This window comes from Amycolatopsis sp. NPDC051102 (assembly GCF_040682815.1).
In the GTDB taxonomy this organism is placed as follows: domain Bacteria; phylum Actinomycetota; class Actinomycetes; order Mycobacteriales; family Pseudonocardiaceae; genus Amycolatopsis.
Genome location: NZ_JBFBBT010000014.1, coordinates 77,166 through 100,215, shown reverse-complemented (window position 1 = coordinate 100,215; position 23,050 = coordinate 77,166). Strand labels below are relative to the sequence as shown.

Sequence of the window (23,050 nt, the reverse complement as noted above, 5' to 3'; positions counted from 1 at the left end):
TGTGCTCAGCGCACCGCGATCCGGGTGCTCAGCGGCAGCGACGTCGAGGACGAGCCCACCTGGATCGCGCGGCTGCCCGCACCGCGCTTCCACGCCTTCGCCGTCGCGTCCCAATAGGACAGCTGACGCGGGTCGACGTGGATCGTCAGCGTCCGGTACGCCCCGGCTCCCAGCGTCACCTTCGCGTAGCCGCCCAGCGCCGTCGACGGCTGGGGCGCCGTCACCTGCGAGCTGGGGCCGACGAACACCTGGGCCACCTCCGTGCCCGTGCGGGTGCCCGTGTTCCGGACCGTCACCTTCACGTCCAGACCGCCGTCGGCGGCGTTCGCCGCCGTCAGGCCGCTGTAGGCGAACGTCGTGTACGAAAGGCCGAAGCCGAACGGGAACAGCGGGGCCGTCTTGTGACCGGCGTACCAGCGGTAGCCGATGTCGACGCCCTCGGTGTACTTCACCTGGCCGTCCTGACCCGGGTAGAGGCCGGCGCCGCCGCTGACGAGCGTGTGGTCTTCGTCCACCGGGAACGTCTGCGTCAGCTTGCCCTGCGGGTTGACGTCGCCGTACAGCAGCGCCGTCGTCGCCTCCGCGCCCTTCTGGCCGGGGTACCACATTTCCAGCACCGCGGCCGTCTTCGCCAGCCACGGCATCTTCACCGCGGACGCGGTGTTCAGCACCACCACCGTGCGCGGGTTCGCCGCGGCGACGGCGTCGATCAGCTCGTCCTGGTACCCCGGCAGCGAGAGATCCGGCCGGTCGAGCCCTTCGGAGCTGTCGTCGTAGGCGAACACGACCGGCGTGGTGGCCGCCTTGGCCGCCGTCACCGCCTGGGCGATCTTGGCCTGCGCCGCGGCCGGGGTGATCCAGTGCAGGTTCACCTTGAGCGGGTTGACGAAGTCCGCGAACCCGTACAGCAGCAGCGTGTGCGGCCCCGCGGTCAGGTGCACGGTGATGCCGGTGTAGCCCGCCGCGATGGAGTCGCCGAACAGGCCGCTCGCCGTGCCGTCCACCTGGAGGAACCCGCCCCCGCCGGTCGACTGGAGCTGGATGCTGTAGTCGCCCTCGCTCGGCGCGGTGATCGTGCCGTTGTAGAACACGCCTTCCGCGCCCGCGGGCAGGCCGCTGCCCTGGGTGAACGCCGGCGACAGCGCGCCGGCCGGCACGGCCTCGCCCACCGGGTCGTAGCCCGGGGTGTACGTGGTGGTGCTGCCCGCGCGCTGCTTGATCAGGTCCAGCGGCGCGGCCGGCGTGGCGGACGGCAGCACGTGGGAACTGCCGCCGCCGTTGAGCTTCGGCGTCTTCGCGTTGTAGCCGCTCACCGCGACCTTGCCGGACCGGGCGGTGCTCAGCGGCAGCGCCGCCTTTTCGTTGCGCAGCAGGACCGCGCCCGCCTGGGCGACGTCCTGCGCGGTGGCCGTCAGCCCGGCGAGGTCGCGCGTCGGGCGGGCCGGGTTGTCGAGCAGGTGGAACCGGTCCAGCTGGCCGAGGATGCGCCCGACCGCGGTGTCCAAAGCGGACTGCGGGATGGTGCCCGCGGCGAGCGCGGCCTTGAGCTGGTCGCCGAAGTACGTCCCGGCCGGCATCTCCTGGTCGAGGCCCAGCGGCAGGCTGCCCGGCGTCAGCGACATCCGCCAGTCCGACATCACCCAGCCCTGGAACGCCAGCTGCTCGCGCAGGATCCCGGTCAGCAGATCGGAGTTCGCGCAGGCGGACGGGCCGTTCAGGTTGTTGTAGGAGCACATCACCGCGCCCGCACCGGCCTTGACGGCGGCCTCGAAGCCGGGCAGCTCGACCTCGTGCAGCGTCTGGTCGTCCATCACGACGTCGATCGTCTGCCGGTCGTTCTCCTGGTTGTTCCCGGCCAGGTGCTTGACGACCGGGATCGTGCCCTGGCCGGCGATGCCCCGCACCTCGGCGCCGGCCATCCGCGACGTCAGCAGCGGGTCTTCGCTGAAGGTCTCGAAGTTCCGGCCGCCGTAGGGGATCCGGATCGTGTTGACCATCGGGGACAGCAGAACGTCGGTGCCCAGCGCGCGGGCTTCGCGGCCGACGCCGGCGCCGTAGCGCGTGGCGAGCGACTCGTCGAAGCTGGCCGCGAGCGAAACCGGCGCGGGCATGACGACCGACGGCTTGTCGACGCGCACGCCGGCCGAGCCGTCGGCCAGCCGCAGCGACGGGATCCCGAGCCGCGGCACGCCGGGAACGTACCCGGCTTCGCCGACGCTGTCCGGGTCGTCTCCGCCGTGCACCAGGGAAAGCTTCTCGTCGAGGGTCAGCTCGCCGACGAGGCTCCGCACCTTCGGCGAGAACTGCGCGGCCGGGTCGGCCGCGGCGCCCGACGCCGCCAATCCGGACGTCACCAGCACGCCGGCGAGGACGACCGCCGCCGCGCGCGGGCGCGCCCGTAGAAGATCATTACGCATAGTCACCCCAGAAACCCGCGAAAGGGTTGCCCCCGCCGCTAGTTGGTCCAATCGACGACCAACCTAGGTGACTGCTGCACGGACCGTAACCCCTGTCTTGACCAGGGCGGACGCCGGTTCGCGGTGAACCTCGGGCTAATTCCGCGTGACGTCCAAACTGGCCTCGCCGCCGCGGATCTCCCCGAGGTGCAGGTGGTAGCCCAGGAAATCGAGATCGACGCCCTGGAACAGGGAAACGCTGATGCCGTCGGACAGGAAGGTCACGGAATTGCTGTCCATTTTCTGCACCTTCAGTTCCTGGCCGCCGAGGTCCACCTTTCCCCCGCTGACGAGGTTGAAATGGCAGGACCGTTCCGCACAGCCCAGATCCACCAGATGATCGCACCCGGTCACCGAAAGAGAAGTGACCACGGCGAACAGGCACACTGCAATCCCGCGACGCATGCTGATCCCCCTGGTTATTCGGCGCCGCCGTCCGACGGCAGGACACACGGAATGACGATGGTGATTTCGGTCGGGCCGCCCGGCGGGCTGACGCACTCCACGACGCCGTCGAACGCGGCGACCCGCCGCTGGACGCCGGCCAGCCCGGTGCCGCGGCTGAAGTCGGCGCCGCCCTTGCCGTCGTCGGCGACGACGACCTGCAGCGCGCCCGGCCGCTGCGTGACGCTCACCCGCGCGCGTTTGGCCGCCGCGTGCTTGGCCGCGTTGGCCAGCAGTTCGGCGACCGAGAAGTAGACAGCCGACTCCAGGGCCGCGTCGGGACGGCCGATCAGCCCGACCTCGACGTCGGTCGGCATCGGAGCGTCCATCGCGAGGTCCTCGAGCGCGGCGCCGAGGCCGCGGTCGGCGAGCATCGGGGGCTGGATGCCGTGCACCAGCCCGCGCAGCTCCCGCAGCGCGGCGGCGGACAGCTCCCGCGCGCCGGCCAGCTGCCGCCGGACCTCCTCGGGGTCGGTGTCGAGCAGCATCTCCGCGGTGCCGAGCGAGATGCCGATCGCGATCAGCCGCGCCTGGGCGCCGTCGTGCAGGTCGCGCTCGATCCGCCGCAGCTCAGCGGCCTGCGCGTCGATCGCCGCCGCCCGCGTGGCGAACAGCCGCTCCACCCGCCGCGCCAGCAGCGCCCGCTCGTCGGGTGCCAGCAACCACCGCGTCCAGGCCTCGTGCAGCCCGACCGCGCCCGGCGCGGCCACCAGCCCGAGCACGAGCAGCACCAGCCCCGCGGCGACCGTCGCGGCGATCCCGGCCGGGGTGTCCACCGGCAGCGGGAAGTACCACGCCCCGGCCGCGAGGTGCGCCGCGGTCAGCGGCGCGACCAGCAGGAACGCCCCGAACCCGGCGAGGCCGACCGGGACGGCGGCCAGCAGCCCGCCGGTCAGCGGGTTGACCACGAGCCACCCCAGGTCCCGCCAGGTGGCCGGGTCGGTGAAGAACCAGCGGCCGCGCCGCTGGGCCAGCGAGACCCAGCGGAACTTGTGGAAGTCGTAGCCGTTCCAGTACCAGCCGTTCTCGGTGCGTTCCAGCGCGGGCAGCGGAAGATAAGGCGACTCGATCGGGCGGCCGTAGAGCGCGGGCGCGCATTTGCGGGAAAGCGCCGGCAGCAGCCGGCACGCCGGAATGGCGACCAGTACGGTGAGTCCCGCAGCGGCGACGTATTCCGGCAGCCAGATCAGCGCGGGCAGCGTGAGAACGCAGACTTGCGCGGCCGCGAACAGCAGGAAAACGACCAGCCGCGCCATTCCGGCGAACCCCCGCCGGACGGCCGAGGCGCTGCGCCGGGGAATCGTCGACATCGCCAGATCATACTCTCCGCGGGAGAGTGTTCCCGGTCGGCTCATCGCGTCCCCCATCGTCTCCAGGGGGCCGGACCGGCCCGCTCGCACTCGAGGTCACTCCAGTCTGGGGGCGCCCCGAGGGGGCTGACAATCGGTCAAGCCCACTCCTAGGGGTATAGGAAGCCATACCCCTATGTTCGGCCTAACAGGCTCACGCCGACCGGGATCGCGACACTACCGTTGTCCCCGGAGCAGCGCCACGACGCAAGCGAATGGCGTTCCGCATGAGTACGAACTCGCGAACCACCAGGAGCAAGCAATGAACGAAGCCGGCACCCAACGCACCAAGGCCGCCGCGCCGTCCCAAGCGGAACCGCGCAACCCGCGGCTGGCGCTGTTCGCTTCCGCGGCCTTCGACCTGATCGTCCCGCTCGCCGTCTACTACATCCTGCGCCAGAACGGCGTCCCGCTGTTGACCGCCGCGATCATCGGTGGCATCGTCCCGGTGGTCCGGACCGTCTACGTCTTCGCCCGCTACCGCAAGATCGACGGTCTCGGCCTCTTCATGGTGACGATGATGGTCATCGGCACCGCGGTCTCGCTGATTTCGGGCGACGCCCGGTTCTTCTTCGCCAAGGACGGCTGGCTCACCGCGATGTTCGGCATCTGGATGCTGATCACGCTGTTCTTCGAGAAGCCGTTCTTCCTGCACGCCGGGGTGAGCATCGCGCGCACCAAGCGCGGCGGTGCCGGCGCGGAGGTGTGGGAGCGCCGCTGGGACACCGAACCGCAGATGCGCCACGGGCTGCGCCTGCTGACCGTCGTCTTCGGCGTCGGCATGATCGTGGACGCCGTCGTCCGCGTCGCGCTCGCCTACACGCTGCCGCTCGACGACATCAACCTGGTGACGACCGTGCAGTGGATCGTGGTCCTCGGCGGGCTCATCGGCTTCATGGCCTACTACACCCGCAAGCACGACCTGCGTGCCTGAGGGCCTCCGGCCGTCCACCGCACTCCGAGGAGCTTTCCCATGGCACACATCGCGCTGCTGAACATCCCCGCGTACGGCCACGTCATGCCGACGCTGGACGTCGCCGCCGAGCTGGTCCGCCGCGGGCACCGCGTCACCTACGCCACGACGGACCAGTTCGCGGACCTGGTGGCGGCGACCGGGGCGCAGGTCCTGCGTTACGAGTCGTCCCTGACGCCGAAGCCGCGCACCGAGGACCCGCCCGCCGACTTCGCCGCGTGGCTGCCGCTGGTGCTGGTCATGGAAAGCACCGCGACCATCCCGGTGTTCGAGGCCGCGTTCGCCGGCGACGTACCGGATCTGATCCTCTACGACCGCACGGTGTACGCGACCGGGCGGGTGCTCGCCGCGAAGTGGGGCGTGCCCGCGGTGGAGCTGTTCCCGTCCTTCGCCTACAACGACCACTGGTCGCTGGCGAAGTTCCTCGGCGAGGAAAACGGTTTCAGCGAGGAACACCCCGCCCGTGTCGCGTTCCGCGAGAAGATCGCCGAGCTGACGGACGCCCACGGCGTCCCGGCGATCTCGCCGGCGGACTTCGCCATCGGCCGCGAGGAGTTCGCGCTCGCCTTCGTGGCCAAGGAATTCCAGTACCAGGGCGAGACGTTCGACGACCGCTTCGCGTTCGTCGGCCCGTGCCTGGGCGACCGGACCTACCAGGGCGACTGGCAGCCGCCGTCGGACGGGCGCCCGGTGCTGCTGGTCTCGCTCGGCACGGCGTTCAACGACCGGCCGGAGTTCTTCCGCGCCGTCGTGACGGCGTTCACCGGCGAGGACTGGCACGTCGTGCTCTCGATCGGCGCGCTCGACCCGGCTTCGCTCGGGGAGCTGCCGCCGAACGTCGAGGCGCACGCGCAGCTGCCGCAGCTGGCGGTGCTCCGGCACGCTTCGGCCTTCATCACCCACTCGGGCATGGGCGGGACGATGGAGGCGCTGTACTTCGACACGCCGATGGTGACCCTGCCGCAGAGCGTCGAGCAGGCCGCCGTCGCCAACCGGGTCGCCGAACTCGGCCTCGGCACGAACCTCGCCGGGCAGGAGCCGACGCCCGAGCTGCTGCGCAACGCCGTGCGGTCCACGGCGGCCGACGGGCGCGTCCGCGCCGCGGTCGCGGCGATGGGCGCGCGGGTCCGCGCCGCCGGTGGCGCGTCCCGCGCGGCCGACGAGCTCGAGCGGCACCTCAAGCACACTTCCTGACCCGCTGGTTCGGCAGAACCAGCCGCCTGTGGGGAAGGGCCGAGGTTGTCCCCCAGCACCGCGGCCCTTCCTCACCTCTTCCTGTCCACACTGATTTCCTGGAGGCCCGGCGTGCCGGACGCTGTGGTGGTACGGGACCTCGTGAAGAGGTACCCGAAAGCAGAACGGCCTGCGGTCGACGGCCTCGGTTTCACCATCGCCACCGGCGAGGTGTTCGGCCTGCTGGGCCCCAACGGCGCGGGCAAGACGACGACGGTCAGCATGCTGACCACCCGCGCGCTGCCGACGTCCGGCCGGGCCGAGGTGGCCGGCATCGACGTCGTGAAGCACGCGACCGCGGCCCGGCAGGCGCTGGCCGTCGTCCCGCAGCGCAACAACCTCGACCAGTCGCTGACCGTGCGGCAGAACCTGCTGTTCCACGCCGCCTACCACGGCATGGGGCGCGCGCAGCGGCACCGCCGGGCCGACGAGCTGATCGAGTGGATGGGCCTCGGCCCGCGCGCGAAGGCCAGGGTCGACGAGATGTCCGGCGGCCAGGCCCAGCGCGTGATGATCGCCCGCGCCCTGATGCACCGGCCGAAGGTGATGTTCCTGGACGAGCCGGCGACCGGCCTGGACCCGCAGTCGCGGCTGTTCGTGCACGAGCGCGTCGCCGAGCTGACGGCGGAGGGCGTCACGGTCGTGGTGACGACGCACGACATGGAGGAGGCGGCCAAGCTGTGCGACCGGGTCGGCATCGTCGACCGCGGCAAGCTGCTGGCCCTGGACACAACGGAAGCGCTGACGCGGTCGCTGCCCGGCAACACGACGCTGACCGTGGGCGTGGGCCTGGCGGATTCGCCCGCCGAGGCGGACGCCGTCGGCCAGGAGCTGAAGCAGGTGCCGTCGGTGGAGCGGGTCGAGCGGCTCGCCGCGGCCGGCCGGGCTGCCGCGGACGAGAAGGCCGTCCAGTTCCGCCTGTACACGGAGGCCGAACCGGCGTCCCTGCTGCCGGGCGTGCTGGCCGTGCTGGGCCGCGAGCGGTGCGAGGTCACCGGCATCTCGTTCGGCAAGCCCACCCTCGAAGACGTGTTCATCTCCATCACCGGACGGGACCTCCGATGACCGCCGCCACCGCAGCGCCCCAGACCGGCCAGGCCCGCGCGTTCTTCGCGGTGCTCGGCCGCGACTTCTTCGTCACCGGCCGCGAGCTGCTGCCGTTCCTGGCCCAGATGCTGATCCAGCCGCTGTTCCTGCTGTTCATCTTCGGCAAGGTGCTGTCCCAGATCGGCTACGCGGGCGCGGGCTACGCGCAGATCCTGCTGCCGGGCATGGTGGCGATGAACGCGTTCACCGGCGCGCTGCAGAACACGGCGTTGCCGCTGGTGCTGGACTTCTCGGTGACCCGGGAGATCGAGGACCGCCTGCTGGCGCCGCTGTCGATCCGCCTGGTCGCGGTGGAGAAGATGCTGTTCGGCGCGATCCGCGGCATCATCGCGGGCCTGGTGATGATCCCGATCGGCCTGCTGATCCTCGACGGGGTGAGCTGGAGCCCGGCGGCGTTGCCGGGCGTGGCCGGCGTCGTGGCACTGGGGTCCCTGGCGGGCGCGGCGGTGGGCATGGTGCTGGGCACGATCGTGCCGCCCCGCCACATCAACCTGGTGTTCACGATCCTCCTGGTGCCCCTGATCTTCACGGGATCGGGCCAGTTCCCCTGGCTCAGCCTGTCCGGTTTGCGCTGGTTCCAGGTGATTTGCGCGGCCAACCCGCTGACGTACGTGTCGGAGGCGTTGAGGCGGCTGGTGATGCCGCACCAGGTCCCGTCGATCCCGTTGTGGATCTCCGTCCTGGTGATGGTGGCGGCAACGGCGATCTTCGGCGCCTTCGGCATCGCAGGGTTCCTGAAGCGCGCGCTGGACTGACGCGCCCGGCCCGGGCCGGGACGGTACGGTTGGCACACCCCAGCCCGGCCCGTCCGGCCCGGAACCCCAGGAGCGGTTCGTGCGCGTTGTCCTCGCGGAGGATCTCTACCTCCTTCGAGACGGAATGACGAGGCTCCTCGAGGCACACGGGTTCACGGTGGTGAGCGCGGTGGGCAACGCAACGGAGCTGCTGAAGGCCATCGAGGACCACGCACCGGACATAGCGGTGGTGGACGTGCGCCTCCCCCCGAGTTTCAGCGACGAGGGGATCAAGGCGGCGCTGGAGGCGCGCCGCCGCCGCCCGGGCTTGCCGGTGCTGGTGCTGTCCCAGCACGTGGAGCAGACGTACGCACGCGAGCTGCTGGCAGACGGAGCGGGCGCGATCGGCTACCTGTTGAAGGACAGGGTGCTGAACGCGGACCAGTTCGTGGACGCACTCCGCATGGTGGCGGCGGGAGGTACGGCAATGGACCCGGAGGTCATCACGAAGCTCCTGGCCAGCCGATCACGCCGGGACCCCCTGGACGCACTGACGCCGAGGGAGCGCCAGGTCCTGGAGCTGATGGCCGAGGGAAGATCGAACGCGGCGATCGCCCAGAGGCTGACGATCAGCGAGGCAGCGGTGGCCAAACACACGGCGAGCATTTTCACAAAACTGGATTTGGCCCAGCACGAGGACGACAACCGGCGGGTGCTGGCGGTCCTGACTTACTTGAGCAGCAAGGTCCGGCAGGGGTAGGCGAGCTTTCGGGGGCTGGGAGCGGTTTCGCCGGGGGCGCGGGCGGTCTTCGCGGGAGGGCGGCCTTGCGGGTCACGGGCAGCCTCGCAGGACGCCTGCAGCTTCGCGGGACGCGTGCGACCGCACGGGCGCAAGCTGCCTTGCAGGGGCGCGGGCAGAATCCCGAGACTTGGGCGACCGGGCGGGGCCACGAGCGGCATTCGATCGCGGGCGGATCGAGAGATTGGGGAGCTCCGCGGACACGAGCAATCTCCAGGTGGGCGGGAAGGCCGCAGGGTGCCTGTGCGATCGAGGCATAGACAACCGCTTGAAGCGCTGGCGCCCCTTGCAGGACCGCCCCTGCGGATTGTCTTGACTCTGAGCCGGCGGAGTTCACTGCCGCGAACCACTGTCCAAGTCGACTTCCCAGTGTGGGCGACGACCGGCCTTTGAGGACACCGCCTTGCGGGCATGGGTGTAGGCCCGTAGCCGTGGGGCTGCGGGCCTTTCCCATCTTCAGGCTGCGAAGGGCAGCGGTTGGTGCAGGTTGTTACGCCTGGGTTTTCGGAGTTTGTCCAGAAAGGGCGGTGGCAGGAACTCCGGGAGGCCGTCGGCGGCGATGCGGACTTCCCAGCCGGAGCGATGTAGGAGTCGGTGGTGGTGGGCGCACATCAACACCAGGTTCCCCAGGTCGGTGGGGCCGCCTTCGGCCCAGTGCCGGATGTGGTGGCCCTGGCAGTGTCGGGGTGGGCGGTGGCAACCGGGGAAGGCGCAGCCGCGGTCGCGGAGGTAGAGGGCGCGACGGAGGCCGGCGGAGATCAGCCGGCGGAGGCGGCCGAGATTGAGGGGTTCGCTTTTCTCGCCCAGCACCGCGGGGATGAGCATGCTGTCGCAGGCGTGGATCCGCGCTTCAGCGGCGGAGATGCGGCCGGTGTCGCCCAACGTCGCCTCACCCACTCCGGACTTCAAGTCAGCCAGGGAGACGGCGACCAGGACGTGGGCGCGTTCCCCCGCCTGCATCGGCAAGTCCGGGGAGTTCAACGCCAAGTCGAGAGTGTCGGAGAAGGCGTCGCCGTAGCGTTCCTGCGGGGACCGTAGGTCGGGACCCTCACCGGTGGTGGTGCGGCGCTGGGCCAACGCATCGAGCAGGGCGCTGGCGCGGGTACCTGTCTCGTCATCGAACCTGCCGTGCAGCTCCCAGATCCCGGATCTTTTCCGCCGCAGCGACAGTTCCCGGGTCGGGGTTGCCGGTTCGGTGTCCTCGGGTGCGGGGCCGTCGGGGTCGAGGTGAGCCAGGATCCGCGCACCGAGCGCGGCAACCTGCTTGTGCCCCGCTTCGGCGGCGAAAGACAACAGGTAATTCTCGGCGGTGTCGCGATGCTCAGGCGGAATGTCAGTGAGGGCACCAACGATCACGTCGATCATCGGGGCACTGAGGCGACCAGACAGAGCCGCAACACCGGTGGCCGGGGCAAGAGGGGGAATGGGGGTGCCGTCGAGAGCGCGGCCGGGATTGAGAGCCCGCGCACGCTGCACCACCCGCTCCGCCGCCGCCTTCGGCACATCACCGAGGTGCTCCAAAAGCCGCGCGACGGAACGGTAGCCGAACAGCTCCATCACGCCCCGCTGCTCAATCTCCACCAACACCGCACCCAGCTCGGCCTCAGCGGAGCGGATGGCCGTGAGCAGCTCACCGACACGGTCGGCCAGCGCCACCGCCTCGGCTTCCTGCATCACGTTCGGGGCCACACCTCAACAATACCGACGATCGAACACCTGATCATCACACGATCGGGTGCCATCAACCATAGAACTTCCGAACCCGTGAAACGATGTACTCCTGATCATCCTCACCCAACGACGTGTACGTAGGCAGATACAGCCCCTCATCGGCAAACCGGTTGGCCTTCAAAGACGACCACACGGAATCCAGGTACATCGGCTGCCGGCTCATCGGTTTGAAGAACACCCGCGTCTCGATCCCCTCCGCGGCAAGGAAGGCCCGCAACTCGTCCCGCCGATCACACAGCAAGTCGTACATCCACAGCACATCCCGCCGAGGCATCAGCCGGACGCCGGGAACGTCACGCAACCCGTTGTCATAACGAGCTTCGACCGCAGCACGAAGAGAAAGGATCGAGTCCAGTTGAGCCACCTGAGCCGTCGCCACCGCGGCCTGCAGGTTCGTCATGCGGAAGTTGTAGCCGAGCTTCTTGTGCAAGAACGTGTGGTCGCGGTTGAACGCCATCCCACGCAGGTGCTTCATCTGCTCGGCCAGCCGCGGGTCCGCGGTCACGCAGATTCCGCCCTCACCAGACGAGATGATCTTGTTGGCGAACAGCGAAAAACACGCGATGTCCCCCACCGGACGCACCCCGTGCGCCTCCGCGGAATCCTCCACCACGCGCAGGTTGTACTCGTAGGCCAGCTCCATGATCGCGTCCATGTCGCACTGGCGGCCGTAGACGTGCACCGGCATGATCACCCTGGTGCGCGGGGTGATCTTCGCTTCGATCAGCGACACGTCGATGTTCAGGTCGTCGCCGCAGTCGACGAACACCGGGGTTGCGCCCGTGTACGTCACCGCCCACGCCGACGCTATCATCGTGAACTCCGGGACGATCACCTCGTCGCCCGGGCCGATTCCCAGCGCCCGCAACGCCAGCGTCAGGGCCGTCGTGCCGGACGAACACGCCACGCCGTGCGCGACTCCGTTGTACGCCGCGAAAGCTTCCTCGAAGCGGGCCACGTACGGTCCCTGCGAGGAAATCCAGCCGCTCGTCACCGCGTCGGTCACGTTGGCCAGCTCGTCGCCGTTCAGGTACGGCTGCGACACCGGGTACTTGACGGACATCCCCTACCCCTCCCGGACAGCGGCCAGCACGGTGTCAGCGGCAGCTGCCAAGCCGCCCGCCGAGCGGAACCTGTCCGCCCACTCCTCGGCGTGCGCCGTGAACTCCTTCTCCTCCAGCACCCGGCGCAGCTTCGCCACGATCGCTTCCGCGGACACCGTCTCCTCGTACGACAGCACCAGTCCGCAGCCGCTGTCGAGGACGCGGGCCGCGTGGTCGTGGCAGTCCATCCAGAACGGCTGCACCAGGCCCGGCTTGCCGAAGTAGATCCCTTCGTACGCGCTGTTGCCGCCGCCGTGGTGGTAGTACGCGCGCACGTGCGGGTGGGCCAGCACGTCGAACTGGGACGGGACCCAGTTCTCCAGCCGGACGTTCGGCGGCAGGTCCGCCGGCAGCAACGCCCGCTGCGCCTTCGGCAGCTTCCACAGCAGGTGGTGCTCCGGGCCGACCCGGCGCGCCGCCTCGGCGATCGCCGTCACCTGCGGGGCCGTCAGCCGCATGTGGGTGCCGAACGCCAAGTACACGACCGACTCGTGCTCGTCCAGCCAGGCCGACAACGCCGGATCCGGCTCGACCGCCTCCGGCAGCGGCGGCACGACCGGGCCCACCATGCGCAGGTGCGACGGCGCCGCGTCGAACGGGTACTCCATGCCGAACACCGAATACCCCAGGATCGCCTGCGCGCGATCGGCGTAGCCGGACTGGCCCGCGGTGGCGTTCAGGATCCCGGCTTCCTTGCGGGCCTTGGTGAACTGCATCGCCGGCACCTTCGTCAGCATGCCGTACAGCAACCGCAGGCGGAACCAGAGGTTGGCCAGCTTCTGACGTCCCGAAAGCGAGCGCGGGAGCCCGGTGTTCGGACTCGGGTAGCTCAGCGGCAAGCGTTCGGCGAAAATCTCGCTCACCGAGATCGGTACACTGTAGACGTACGGGATGCCGCGGGCGATCGCCGCGTCCGTCGGGTAGACGCTCGAGGAGTCGATGACCATCAGCGCCGGCTCGACCTCGTCGACCACGGCCAGCGCGCGCTCGTACATCGTCACCATGATGCTCGCGTCGGTGACGCCGCTCAGGTAGGCGATGACGTTCTGCGGCCGCGCGGTGTGGCTGCCCGGCTTCGCGGGCTGAGTCGCCGCGGCGTAGAGGTCCGGGTCCCACTCGCCCGGCGGGCGTTCGAGCCGCTCCCCGAACGAAACGAACCGGACCGGGTTGTCCGCGGAGATCGCTTCGACGTCGGCGCGTCGGTCCTCAGTGGACGCGAAGTACAGGTCGGGGACGCCGCGGCGGGCGAGCTCCCCGGCGATGACGAGCAGCGGGTTGATCATGCCGGCGTCGGCGATCGACGCGAAGAGGATGGGCGCCACGGCCGTCACCAGCTCCCGGCGAGCATCAGCTCGCTGTACTTGTGCTCGTTCGACGCCTTCCGCAGGTCGGCCTCGACCATCATGCGCATGAGCTCCTCGAAGTCGACCGACTGCTTCCAGCCCAGCTCGGCGCGGGCCTTTTCCGGGTCGGCGCAGAGGGTCTCGACCTCCGCGGGCCGCACCAGGGCCGGGTCGACGACGACGTGGTCGCGCCAGTTCAGGTCCACCGCGTCGAACGCGATCTGGACGGCGTCGCGGACCGAGTGCATCCGGCCCGTGCCGACCACGTAGTCGGTGGCCGTGTCCTGCTGCAGCATCAGGTGCATCGCGCGGACGTAGTCACCGGCGAAACCCCAGTCGCGCACCGCGTCCAGGTTGCCGAGGTACAGCTTTTCGCGCATGCCGAGCTTGATCTCCGCCACCGCCATGGTGATCTTGCGGGTGACGAACTCGGCGCCGCGGCGCGGCGACTCGTGGTTGAACAGGATCCCCGACACCCCGAACATGCCGAAGGATTCGCGGTAGTTCTTGGTGATGAAGTGCCCGTAGGTCTTCGCGACCCCGTAGGGGCTGCGCGGGTGGAAGATCGTCTGCTCGTTCTGCGGGGTCTCCGCGACCTTGCCGTACATCTCCGACGACGACGCCTGGTAGAACCGGATCCCGCCGCCGCCGGTCGGGCGGGACTTGTCCAGGCCGCACACCATCCGGACCGCTTCGAGCACCCGCAGCACGCCCATGCCGTTCACCTCGGTGGTGAGTTCGGGCTGCTGCCACGACATCGGCACGAACGAGATGGCCGCCAGGTTGTACACCTCGTCCGGCTGCACGAAGTCCACCGCGGAGACGAGGCTGACCTGGTCCATCAGGTCGCCCTCCACGAAATGGAGTTCGGAGACCAGCCTGCTGATCCGCGACTTCCGCGGATTCGCCTGGCCGCGGACCAGGCCCCAGACCTGGTAGCCCTCGGCCAGCAGGTGCTCGGCCAGGTACGACCCGTCCTGCCCGGTGATGCCGGTGATCAACGCACGCTTCGCCATGAAGTCGCCTTCCTTGCCACGTAACGAGTACCGCCCCCGCCGTGGCGTCGTCCGGCCGCCGTGCGAGCAGCTCCGGTGAACCTCGCCGCCGCGAAAATCACGCCGGTTCCGGTGCCCGGCAACGACGTCCACGCTCGCCGGACGGCGGTTCGTTGTCAATGAATCCGGCGCCAAGTCAGGGAAACCTAGGGGCGCGCCTAGGGGCCCCGGAAAACCGGAGAGCCGGGACCCCGCACGGGATCCCGGCTCCTCGACCGATCCGGTCAGCGAACCGGCGGCACCGGCCTCAGTGGACGGCGCACCGGCGGCGCCGGCGCCCGGTGGTTGACGGCCACCGGCGACCGGGACATGCCCGGCAGGCGCTCCTGCTGCTCCGGCACCCGCAGCTGCGGCTCCGACGCCAGGTCCCGCCGCCGGCTGACGCTCAGCTTGCGGTAGACGCGCGTCAGGTGCTGTTCCACCGTGCTGACGGTGATGTACAGCTGGCTGGCGATCTCCCGGTTGGTGTGCCCCCGCGCGGCGAGCCAGCCGACGCGCTGCTCGGCGTCGGTCAGCAGCTTGACGTCGGCGGGGGCGACCGCGCCGCGGAGGGAGACGACGACGTCTTCGTCGCCGCCGTCGAGGAACGTCTTCCGCAGCAGCTCCGCGCCGCACTCCTTGGCCAGCGCCCGGGCGTCCCGGTTGGCCGTGCGGGCCGTGGTGGCGTCGCCGGTCGCCCGGCTCAGCTCGGCGAGCGTCCGGGCCAGCTCCAGCTTGGCGCCGGACTTCTCGAGCACGTCCACCGCCTCCTGCATCAGCTTCGGCCGCCGTGCCGGATCGGCCACGAGCGCCAGCGTCCGCAGCGTGATGCCGCGGGTGCGGTCGCCGCAGTCCGGGCCGAGCTTCGCCGCCTGCGCTTCGGCCAGTGCCCGCGCCTTCTCGCGGTCACCCAGCTTCAGGTACACCTCCGCGGCGCTGGAGCGCCACGGCACCAGCGACGGCTGGTCCAGGTCCCAGCGGGCCATCTGCTCCCCGCAGGCGAGGAAGTCGTTCAGCGCCGTCGGCAGCCGGCCCGTCGCGAGGTAGTAGTGCCCCCGCGCGTGCAGGTAGTGCAGGCCGAACCGGGTCTCGCCGAGCGCGTCGGGCACCGGCTGGTTGAGCAGCTCCGCCGCCTCGTCGAACCGGCCCATCTCGGTCAGCGCGGCCAGCAGGGTCGCCAGCGGCGCGCCGACCCCGATGCCCCACGCCTCCGGGGTCATCTTCGTCAGCGCGATCTTCGCGTTGCGGGCCGCGAGCGGCAGGTCACCCTGCCGGAGGGCGACCTCCGCGCGCAGCTCCGCCAGCGACGCCTGCCACGTCGGGGCCGGCCGGCCGGCGGCCTGCGCCATCAGGTGGTCGGACCAGGTGGCGGCCTTGTCGAGGCGTTCGGCGTAGATCAGCACCGTCGCGGCGAACACCAGGTGCCGCAGGGTGATGTCGGTCATCCGGGTGCCTTCCAGCACCTGCTCGGCGTCGAGCACGGCCGCCTCGGACGGACCTTCGCGGACCGCGCTGGTCAGCGCGTCGATCGCCTTGAGCTGCGAATTCACCGCCAGCCCGAGCTGCGGCGCCGGGGCGCCGTCGGTGATCGAGGCGAGCATCGGCTCGACCAGGTGCCGCATCCCCGGCACCGAGCTGGCCAGCCACGACGACAGCGTCAGCAGCTCGCCGCGGGTGCGGCGGTCCCGGCAGTCGACCAGGTCGCCGAACGCGTCGGCGATCTCCATGGCCTCGTCGACCCGGCCGAACCAGAGCAGGAACTCGAAGATGCCGACGACCCGGATGCCGGGCAGGTGACCGGCGCGCGTCGCGTGCACCAGCTCCGGCAGCCGGCGCATCGCCTTCGCCGGCGTGGTCCGCCATTCGATGTCGGCCAGCGACGCCTTGGCGATCGCCCGGTCGCGGTCGTCGGTGCAGCAGCGGCTGGCCAGCGCGATGCAGGCACGGGCCAGCTCGACGTCGTCCTCGAGCAGCGCCGCCTCCGACGCCTCGGACAGCAGGTGCTCGGTCCACGGCTCGTCGACGTTGCCCGCCACCACGTGGGCGGCGATGGCGGTCGGCCGGGCGCCCTGGTCGAACAGCAGGCGGGCGGCCTGGCCGTGCAGGGCGGACCGGACGCCGGGATCGAGCTCCTCCAGCACCGCGACGCGGGCTTCGGCGTGCCGGAACCGGTGCCCGGCGAGGACGCCGGCCGACTCCAGCGCCCGGCGCACCGGTTCGGTGGTGGCCGGCGCGAAGGAGACCATGCCGCCGGCCAGCGAGATCTGCGACTGCTCGTCGTCGCCGAGGACGGCGAGCGCCCGGGCGAGTTCCAGCGCCCGCGGTTCGCTGGAGTGCAGGCAGCTGAGCACCGCGTGCCGGTAGGCGGCCCCGGCGACGACCTCACCCGTGCCGGCCGCCCGGGTGTCGTGCACCAGCGCGGTGGCCAGCAGCGGGTTGCCGCCGCTGACCGCGAAGCACTCCGCGGCCAGCGCGTGGGCTTTGCTTTCGTCGAGCTTGGCGGCCAGCAGGACGCCGACGCCGTTGCGGGACAACGGCGCCAGCCGCAGCTGACGGCAGTGCGGCCGCCGCATCAGGTCGACGTGGCGCACCGGGCGCCGTTCGCCCGGATCGGCCCGCTCGGCGAGCAGCACCAGCACCCGCGCGGGCCGGATGCGCCGGGCCATGTGCTGCAGGAACTGCAGCGACGCGGGATCGGCGTGGTGGGCGTCGTCGACGCAGATGACCAGCGGGCTCTCGGCCGACCAGCCGATCACCGCGCTCGAGAGGCGGTGCAGGAACCGGCTGTCCAGCAGCGTCGCGTCGGCCTCGGCGTCCTCCACGTACGCCGAAACCTGCTCCGCGATGTCCGCCCGGACACCCGGCGTGTGGACCAGCTGCGACACGACGCCCAGGCCGACGGCCGTTTCCGACCGGGCCCCGGACGCGGACAGCACGACCGCGCCGGTGCCGGCGGCCTGCCGGCCGAACGCCTCCAGCAGCGCGGTCTTGCCGCTGGCGACCGGGCCGAGGACCAGGCCGACACCACCGGCCCCGGAGTGGGTGTCGGCGAGCATTTGACTCAGTGTCGCCGTTTCGAAATCACGTTCAATGAGCATGGCGGGAACTTCCCCCAGGAATTCGTTGCGTGTTGGATTCGTCTGATCCACGCCCCGCGTTGCGGCCACCCCAGACGGGCCCAACGCGGATTTCGCCGTGAATCACCAGCACAGCAGCGTGCGCGGCGAACAAATGCCGTCGCACGCAATGCTTCACGGTCGATCAGCCCGGCAGACCGCTCCCCGACGAAGTGCCCGGTGACGACAAAGTCCCGCCGGCTCGCGCAGAGCCGGCGTCGAAGTGTTTTTCGGCGTCCCTTATGAAGGACCGCGGTAGACGTGCATCGGACAACCTTTCCCCAGACCCCAGATCCCCGCGGTTCCCGCTTGGGCGATCACTGCCCTGATCGCCCGGTTCGCCGCAAGGAGATAACGATCAGAAGCTACCACCTGCCCCTACGTGCCGCAACGAGCCACGACGGGGGTTCACCCAGGCCCTGGATGTCCGGTTGGTCCGATTCGCCGGGACATTTCGGCGCCGAGCGTCACAACAGCATCCGCAAGCCCCTGACCAGCATTAACTTCCCCGAAACAACCAGTGGCGCGAAACCCGCGCGGAGACGCTTCTCCACCCACGGTCGAAGCCGCCGCGGCCGCGTTCGGGCATTCGAGTGAGCGCGACGCGGCGGCCTTGCCGTCGGATAACCTTCGCTTCCTCAGAGTCGCGGCGCATTCCGAATCGGCGACGATCATTCCCGTTCTGCCGAATAAGACACGGGAAACACAATGTGAACAAGAATCACACTTTTGCAGGCACGCGGCCCTGCTTCGAGAAGTACCCGCGGACGCTCTTCGTGCACAACAGCAGGAACAGCACGAGCAGCACCAGCGCCTGCCCGGCCTGGCCGGCCCGCATCCAGTCCGGGAACTCGGCGGCGACGACGAGGTAGACCAGCCCGGCCAGCCCGAGAACGGTGATCACCATCAGCCGGACGTAGGTGCGGCGGCGGCCGAGCTTGAGCCGCCCCGCCAGCCGGACGTAGATGATCGCGATGACCAGCACGGACACCGGGCGGATCCACAGCACGCTTTCCAGCGAGGCGCGCGTCCCCGCCCGGTCGGCCGGATTCGCCTGGCCGGTCGACTCCCAGTGCAGCACCTGGTAGTCGAGGATCCCGTCCTTGTGCAGGAAGGTCAGCACCGCGAAGGCGACACTGATCAGCAGGTTCAGGTAGAGCAGGAAGACGACCGGCCGCAGCACGCGGTCGGCGGTGTTCGAGGTGGCCATGGTTTCCCCAGTTCAGTCGTGTGCGGTGGCCCGTTCCACGATGGCGACGAGCTCGGCCGCGTAGGCGTCGACATCGGTGCCGGGACGCCGGATCAGTTCGGTGTGGATGCCGTCGATGGCCTGGCGGACGGTGATCGCCATGACGCGCGGGTCGAACCGGCCGAACTCGCCGGTGCGCTGCCCCTCGCGCAGGCAGGCTTCCAGGACGTCGACGGCACCGTGGTGCCAGTCGCCGGTGCCCGCGGTGGCCGCACCGCCACCGCCGTGGCGCAGGCAGTCGAGCAGCGCGGTGAGTTCGACCGGGTGCTCGGCGATGAACGCCAGGTTCGACTCGATGTAGGCCCGCAGCTCCGCCGCCGGTCCCTGCACCGCGTCGATCCGCTCCCGCATGTAGGCGAGGCTCGTGGCCAGCACGTCCCGGACGACCTCGGCGATCAGGTCCGCCTTGCCGTCGAAGTGGTAGGAGATCATGCCGGTGCTGCTCAGCCCGGCGCGTTTCGCGATCTGCCCGAACGAAGCCTTCGCATACCCCAGTTCACCGATGGTCTCGATCGCCGCGCGGACGATCTGCGCCCGGCGGGCGTTCTCGGTGAACGTTTTTGCTTGCATGAGCAAAAAGTAGCACGGTTGAGCAAACAATCGCCAGAATGCGCTCTTTCCGCAATGACGCGGTTGCGGTATGTGTCGATCACGCACGAAAAAGGCCACCCCGGATTCCGGGGTGGCCTTCGAAGCGGCGGGAGCTACACCTGGCGTGCGGTCGCCATCGCGCGCTCGGTCTCCCAGAACGCCCGCACCGATCGGATCAAGCCGTCTTCACCGACGCGGTAGACGAAGACGCCGTCGGTGTCGACGCGGTAGCCGCCCGGCAGGAACGTCGTGATCGTGCCGACGTTGGCCACCTCGTCGCCCCCGGCGTGGGAGTCGCGGATGGTGAATTCGAAGCGCTCGACGTTCGCGATGGTCTTGTCCCAGAACGCACCGATGCCCTCGCGACCGTGGTGCCCCTTGCCCGTCTCGTCGAAGAACGACGGCCCGACCGGGTCCTCGACCACCGCGTCCGGGGCGAACAGGGCCAGCCACGCCTCCTTGTCCCCCGCCGTCACCGCCGTCATCGACGCGAACGCCGCGCGCCGCGCGGGCGGCTGCTCCTGCTCGGTGTCCCAGCTGACCTGCACGCCCATGGGAGTCACTCCTCGAACTCGGCGATGATTTCGGCCCCGAACTTGCGGATCGCCTCGAGCTTCGGCTCGACCGGCGCGTCGAACCCGACGCCGTCGAACACCCACGGCATGGTGATCACGTCGGTGACGCCGGCCTCGGCCTGCGCGCGGTAGCCGTCCAGGCCGAAGGCGTCGATGCAGACCGCCTGGTACTCGAACGGGTCGTCGGCGCGTCCCTGCTCGGCGAGCAGTTCCTTCAGCCGGCCGATGGTGGAGCGGAGGTCCTCGAGCTTCATCATCGCCGACGACCAGCCGTCGGCGACCCGCGCGGCGCGCTTCAGCGCGACTTCGGTGTGGCCGCCGATGTAGAACGGCACCCGCGACGGCGGCGCCGGGCTCATCTGGATCTTGTCGAAGTCGTAGAACTCGCCGTGGTACTCGACCATGCCGCCGCCGAGGATCAGCCGCAGCACGTCGATGGCCTCGTCGACGCGCTTGCCGCGCCGCTCGAACGGGACGCCGCAGTACTCGAACTCCTGCGGCAGCCAGCCGACGCCGAGCCCGAGGCCGAACCGGCCGCCGGTGAGCACGCTCGCCGAGCCGACCTGGCGCGCCAGCAGCACCGGGTTGCGCGAGCCGAGTTTCAGCACCGACGTGTAGAAGTGGATCCGGCTGGTGACCGCGCCCATCGACGCAGTCGCGACGAGCGGGTCCACCCAGGGCGTCTCCGCGGTCCAGAACCGGCTGCCGTCGGGGGTGTACGGGTAGTCCGTGTCCACCGTTTCGGCGTAGAAGAGCGAGTCGGGCAGGGCAATGGAGGCGAAGCCGGCCTCTTCGGCGGCCCGGGCGAGCTCGCCCAGCTGATCGAGGGGGTTCATCGCGATCGACAGGGTGAACTTCATGCCACGAACTATAACGTGTTCTAGTTTGCTCGGCCAGGTCCCGCGGTGGGCCCGGTCACGCACCGGGAACCCACCGCGTAGCGTCCGCGTTGTCCGAATCAGAAGGTGACCACCTGTCACCGAGCCCCGAACTTCTGGGAGTGGTCCATGGGCACCGCGATCTTCCTGATCGTGCTCGTCGTCGTGATCGTCGGTGGCGGCCTCTATTTCTCGCGGCAGCGCGCCGCGGCCCGGCAGCGGGAGCTCGACGACGCCAAGGCCGACGCCCGGCGCCTGGTCGAGCGGCTCGGCGGCCAGGTCCTCAACATCAACGGCACGGACACCGCGTCGCAGCAGGCGATGGCCGACGCGAGCGAGCGCTACAACGCGGCCGGCTCGCAGCTGGAGCAGGCCCGCACGATCGAGCAGGCCCGGCTGGTCAAGGAGACCGCGATCGAGGGCCTCTACTACGTCCGCGCCGCGCGCACCGCGATGGGCATGGACCCCGGCCCGCAGCTGCCGGAGGAGGCCGAGCGCGAGCGTGCCGGCAAGGTCACCGAGCGCCGCGAGGTCGACGTCGAGGGCCAGCACTACGCGGCCTCGCCGGAGGCGGGCCAGGACACGCCGTACTACTACCCCGGCGGCCGCGTCGCGGGCCGCCCGGTGCCGCAGGGCTGGTACAGCGAGCCGTGGTGGAAGCCCGCGCTCGTCGCCGGCGCCTGGGGCCTGGGCTCGATGTTCCTGTTCAGCGCGATGTTCTCCGGCATGAGCGGCATCGCGAGCGCTTCGGCCTGGGAGTCCGGCTACGACGCCGGCCAGCAGGACGCGCTCGATTCCGGCGACATGGGCGGCGACGGCGGCGGTGACTTCGACGGCGGTGGCGACGGCGGAGGCGACTGGGGCGGAGACGGCGGCGGCGACTGGGGCGGCGGCGGTTTCGACGGAGGCGGGTTCGACGGCGGGGGTTTCGACGGCGGCGGCTTCGACTTCTGACCACCCCTGATCACCGTGAGCGGCTCGTTCGGCAGAACGGGCCGCTCACGGTGTTTTCAGGCGGTCTGGCAGCGCGGGCACCAGTAGAGGTTGCGGCCCACCAGTTCCGAGTGCGCCACCGGCGTCCCGCACACCAGGCACGGCTCGCCGGCCCGGCGGTAGACGTAGACCTCGCCGCCGTGGCGGTCCACCCGGGCCGCGCGGCCCATCGCCTCGGGCAGGTGCTCCGGGCGGACGGTGTCGATGCGGCCGACGCGGACGCCGTCCCGCATCAGCGTCACCAGGTCGGCCCACATGGCGTCCCACAGCGCCCGGTCGAGTGACCGTCCCGGGGTCAGGGGCGCGACGCCGTGGCGGAACAGCACTTCGGCGCGATAGACGTTCCCGACGCCGGCCAGGACGGCCTGGTCCATGAGCAACGCCGCGATCGACGTCTTGGACCGCGAAATGCGCGCCCAGGCCAGCTCCGGTTTCGCGTCGCGGCGCAGCGGGTCGGGACCCAGCCGGGCCTTGATCGCGTCGGCCTGCTCCGGCGCCAGCAGCTCGCACCGCGTGGGCCCGCGCAGGTCCGTCCAATGTGTCCGGCCGGCCAGCCGCAGCCGGACCTGGCCCACCGGCTCGGGCGCGGGCAGCGGCGCTTCACCGAAGGTGCCGTAAAGCCCCAGGTGGATGTGCACGACGCCGTGCGGCCCGTAGTCGTGGAAGAGGTGCTTGCCGTGCGCCTCGGCGCCGACGAACAGCTGACCGTCCAAACGGGACGCTTCGGCGGCGAACCGGCCCTGCGGGCTCAGCACGGTGACCGGCGCGCCGGCGTACCGGCGCTTGTGCAGCCGCGCGAGCCGGTGGAGCGTGTGCCCCTCGGGCATCAGGCCTCCGGCAACGCCGGCGGGGTCCCGGTGCGCTCGTAGTCGAGCAGCTGCTGCACGCGGCGGGCGTGCCGCTCCTCCGGCGAGACCTCGGTGGCCAGGAACGCCTCGACGATCTCGACGGCCTCCTCGGCGGTGTGCATCCGGGCGCCGACGCCGATCAGCTGGGCGTGGTTGTGCTCCCGGCACAGCTTCGCGGTCTCGACGCTCCAGGCCAGGCCGGCGCGGACGCCGGGCACCTTGTTCGCGGCGATCTGCTCACCGTTGCCCGAGCCGCCGACGACGATGCCGCGGCTGCCCTCGTCGGCCACCACCCGCAGCGCCGTCTCGACGCAGAACGCCGGGTAGTCGTCGGCCGCGTCGTAGACGTGCGGACCGATGTCGGTCACCTCGTGGCCCTGCTTCTCCAGGTGAGCCACCAGGTGGTTCTTCAGCTCGAAACCGGCATGGTCGGATCCCAAGTAGACACGCACGGCTGCGAGTCTGCCACCAGGGCCGATATCGGGCATGCTCCG

General features: G+C 70.4%; 20 protein-coding genes. 6 read left to right on the top strand and 14 right to left on the bottom strand.

All coding sequences use genetic code 11. From position 1 onward, the window contains the following. Window positions 1-5: 5 nt before the first annotated feature. The 3 genes from AB0M93_RS32265 to AB0M93_RS32255 form a co-directional block, all read right to left on the bottom strand. On the bottom strand, window positions 6-2,417 hold the full coding sequence (locus tag AB0M93_RS32265) for a glycoside hydrolase family 3 C-terminal domain-containing protein (protein WP_364280369.1): 2,412 nt from the start codon (window positions 2,415-2,417) through the stop codon (window positions 6-8). Between the two features lie 135 nt (window positions 2,418-2,552). Next, complete coding sequence (locus AB0M93_RS32260; RefSeq protein WP_364280366.1) at window positions 2,553-2,861, bottom strand: hypothetical protein; 309 nt, start codon at window positions 2,859-2,861, stop codon at window positions 2,553-2,555. Window positions 2,862-2,875: 14 nt separating this feature from the next. Next, window positions 2,876-4,210 carry a histidine kinase gene (locus AB0M93_RS32255; RefSeq protein ID WP_364280363.1) on the bottom strand — a complete coding sequence of 445 codons (1,335 nt, stop codon included), beginning with the start codon at window positions 4,208-4,210 and terminating at the stop codon, window positions 2,876-2,878. 301 nt (window positions 4,211-4,511) lie between these two features. On the opposite strand from AB0M93_RS32255, the gene AB0M93_RS32250 reads away from it, so the two are divergent. The 5 genes from AB0M93_RS32250 to AB0M93_RS32230 all read left to right on the top strand — a co-directional run bounded on the left by AB0M93_RS32250 (window position 4,512) and on the right by AB0M93_RS32230 (window position 9,056). After that, on the top strand, window positions 4,512-5,183 hold the full coding sequence (locus AB0M93_RS32250; RefSeq protein ID WP_364280360.1) for a VC0807 family protein: 672 nt from the start codon (window positions 4,512-4,514) through the stop codon (window positions 5,181-5,183). Between the two features lie 39 nt (window positions 5,184-5,222). Continuing rightward, window positions 5,223-6,416: a macrolide family glycosyltransferase gene (locus AB0M93_RS32245; RefSeq protein WP_364280357.1), complete on the top strand. Its 1,194-nt coding sequence runs from the start codon at window positions 5,223-5,225 to the stop codon at window positions 6,414-6,416. Between the two features lie 111 nt (window positions 6,417-6,527). After that, entirely contained in the window at window positions 6,528-7,520 is a 993-nt protein-coding gene (locus AB0M93_RS32240; RefSeq protein ID WP_364280354.1) for an ABC transporter ATP-binding protein, read from the top strand. Then, entirely contained in the window at window positions 7,517-8,317 is an 801-nt protein-coding gene (locus AB0M93_RS32235) for an ABC transporter permease (protein WP_364280351.1), read from the top strand. The genes AB0M93_RS32240 and AB0M93_RS32235 overlap by 4 nt, the downstream gene beginning before the upstream one ends. A gap of 79 nt (window positions 8,318-8,396) precedes the next feature. Further along, window positions 8,397-9,056 (top strand): response regulator transcription factor, encoded by a 660-nt coding sequence (locus AB0M93_RS32230; RefSeq protein ID WP_364280348.1) that lies wholly within the window; start codon window positions 8,397-8,399, stop codon window positions 9,054-9,056. 495 nt (window positions 9,057-9,551) lie between these two features. Here the strand turns inward: AB0M93_RS32230 and AB0M93_RS32225 are convergent, their stop codons facing one another. The 9 genes from AB0M93_RS32225 to AB0M93_RS32185 form a co-directional block, all read right to left on the bottom strand. Beyond that, the gene (locus tag AB0M93_RS32225; RefSeq protein WP_364280470.1) at window positions 9,552-10,769 is read right to left on the bottom strand and encodes a DUF222 domain-containing protein; all 1,218 of its coding nucleotides are present in this window, start codon (window positions 10,767-10,769) and stop codon (window positions 9,552-9,554) included. Window positions 10,770-10,836: 67 nt separating this feature from the next. Beyond that, window positions 10,837-11,889 carry a DegT/DnrJ/EryC1/StrS family aminotransferase gene (locus AB0M93_RS32220; protein ID WP_364280345.1) on the bottom strand — a complete coding sequence of 351 codons (1,053 nt, stop codon included), beginning with the start codon at window positions 11,887-11,889 and terminating at the stop codon, window positions 10,837-10,839. Between the two features lie 3 nt (window positions 11,890-11,892). Beyond that, complete coding sequence (locus AB0M93_RS32215) at window positions 11,893-13,251, bottom strand: glycosyltransferase (RefSeq protein WP_364280342.1); 1,359 nt, start codon at window positions 13,249-13,251, stop codon at window positions 11,893-11,895. A gap of 5 nt (window positions 13,252-13,256) precedes the next feature. Beyond that, window positions 13,257-14,288 carry a GDP-mannose 4,6-dehydratase gene (locus AB0M93_RS32210; RefSeq protein WP_364280339.1) on the bottom strand — a complete coding sequence of 344 codons (1,032 nt, stop codon included), beginning with the start codon at window positions 14,286-14,288 and terminating at the stop codon, window positions 13,257-13,259. 263 nt (window positions 14,289-14,551) lie between these two features. Continuing rightward, window positions 14,552-17,404 (bottom strand): AAA family ATPase, encoded by a 2,853-nt coding sequence (locus AB0M93_RS32205; protein WP_364280336.1) that lies wholly within the window; start codon window positions 17,402-17,404, stop codon window positions 14,552-14,554. Between the two features lie 739 nt (window positions 17,405-18,143). Continuing rightward, a complete protein-coding gene (locus tag AB0M93_RS32200) occupies window positions 18,144-18,632 on the bottom strand; it encodes a hypothetical protein (RefSeq protein WP_364280333.1) in 489 nt (162 codons plus the stop codon). Window positions 18,633-18,644: 12 nt separating this feature from the next. After that, complete coding sequence (locus AB0M93_RS32195; protein ID WP_364280330.1) at window positions 18,645-19,241, bottom strand: TetR/AcrR family transcriptional regulator; 597 nt, start codon at window positions 19,239-19,241, stop codon at window positions 18,645-18,647. A 134-nt stretch (window positions 19,242-19,375) separates the two neighbouring features. Next, entirely contained in the window at window positions 19,376-19,816 is a 441-nt protein-coding gene (locus AB0M93_RS32190; protein ID WP_364280328.1) for a nuclear transport factor 2 family protein, read from the bottom strand. A 5-nt stretch (window positions 19,817-19,821) separates the two neighbouring features. Continuing rightward, on the bottom strand, window positions 19,822-20,697 hold the full coding sequence (locus AB0M93_RS32185) for a TIGR03619 family F420-dependent LLM class oxidoreductase (protein ID WP_364280325.1): 876 nt from the start codon (window positions 20,695-20,697) through the stop codon (window positions 19,822-19,824). A 147-nt stretch (window positions 20,698-20,844) separates the two neighbouring features. Here AB0M93_RS32185 and AB0M93_RS32180 point away from each other — a divergent pair, with 147 nt between their 5' ends. Continuing rightward, a complete protein-coding gene (locus AB0M93_RS32180) occupies window positions 20,845-21,669 on the top strand; it encodes a hypothetical protein (RefSeq protein WP_364280322.1) in 825 nt (274 codons plus the stop codon). A 56-nt stretch (window positions 21,670-21,725) separates the two neighbouring features. Here AB0M93_RS32180 and AB0M93_RS32175 read toward each other — a convergent pair whose 3' ends face one another. Both AB0M93_RS32175 and AB0M93_RS32170 read right to left on the bottom strand, forming a co-directional pair. Next, window positions 21,726-22,535, bottom strand: a complete 810-nt coding sequence (locus tag AB0M93_RS32175; protein ID WP_364280320.1) for a DNA-formamidopyrimidine glycosylase family protein — start codon at window positions 22,533-22,535, stop codon at window positions 21,726-21,728. Beyond that, window positions 22,535-23,008 (bottom strand): ribose-5-phosphate isomerase, encoded by a 474-nt coding sequence (locus tag AB0M93_RS32170; RefSeq protein ID WP_364280317.1) that lies wholly within the window; start codon window positions 23,006-23,008, stop codon window positions 22,535-22,537. Before AB0M93_RS32170 ends, AB0M93_RS32175 begins: the two co-directional genes overlap by 1 nt. Window positions 23,009-23,050 lie beyond the last annotated feature (42 nt).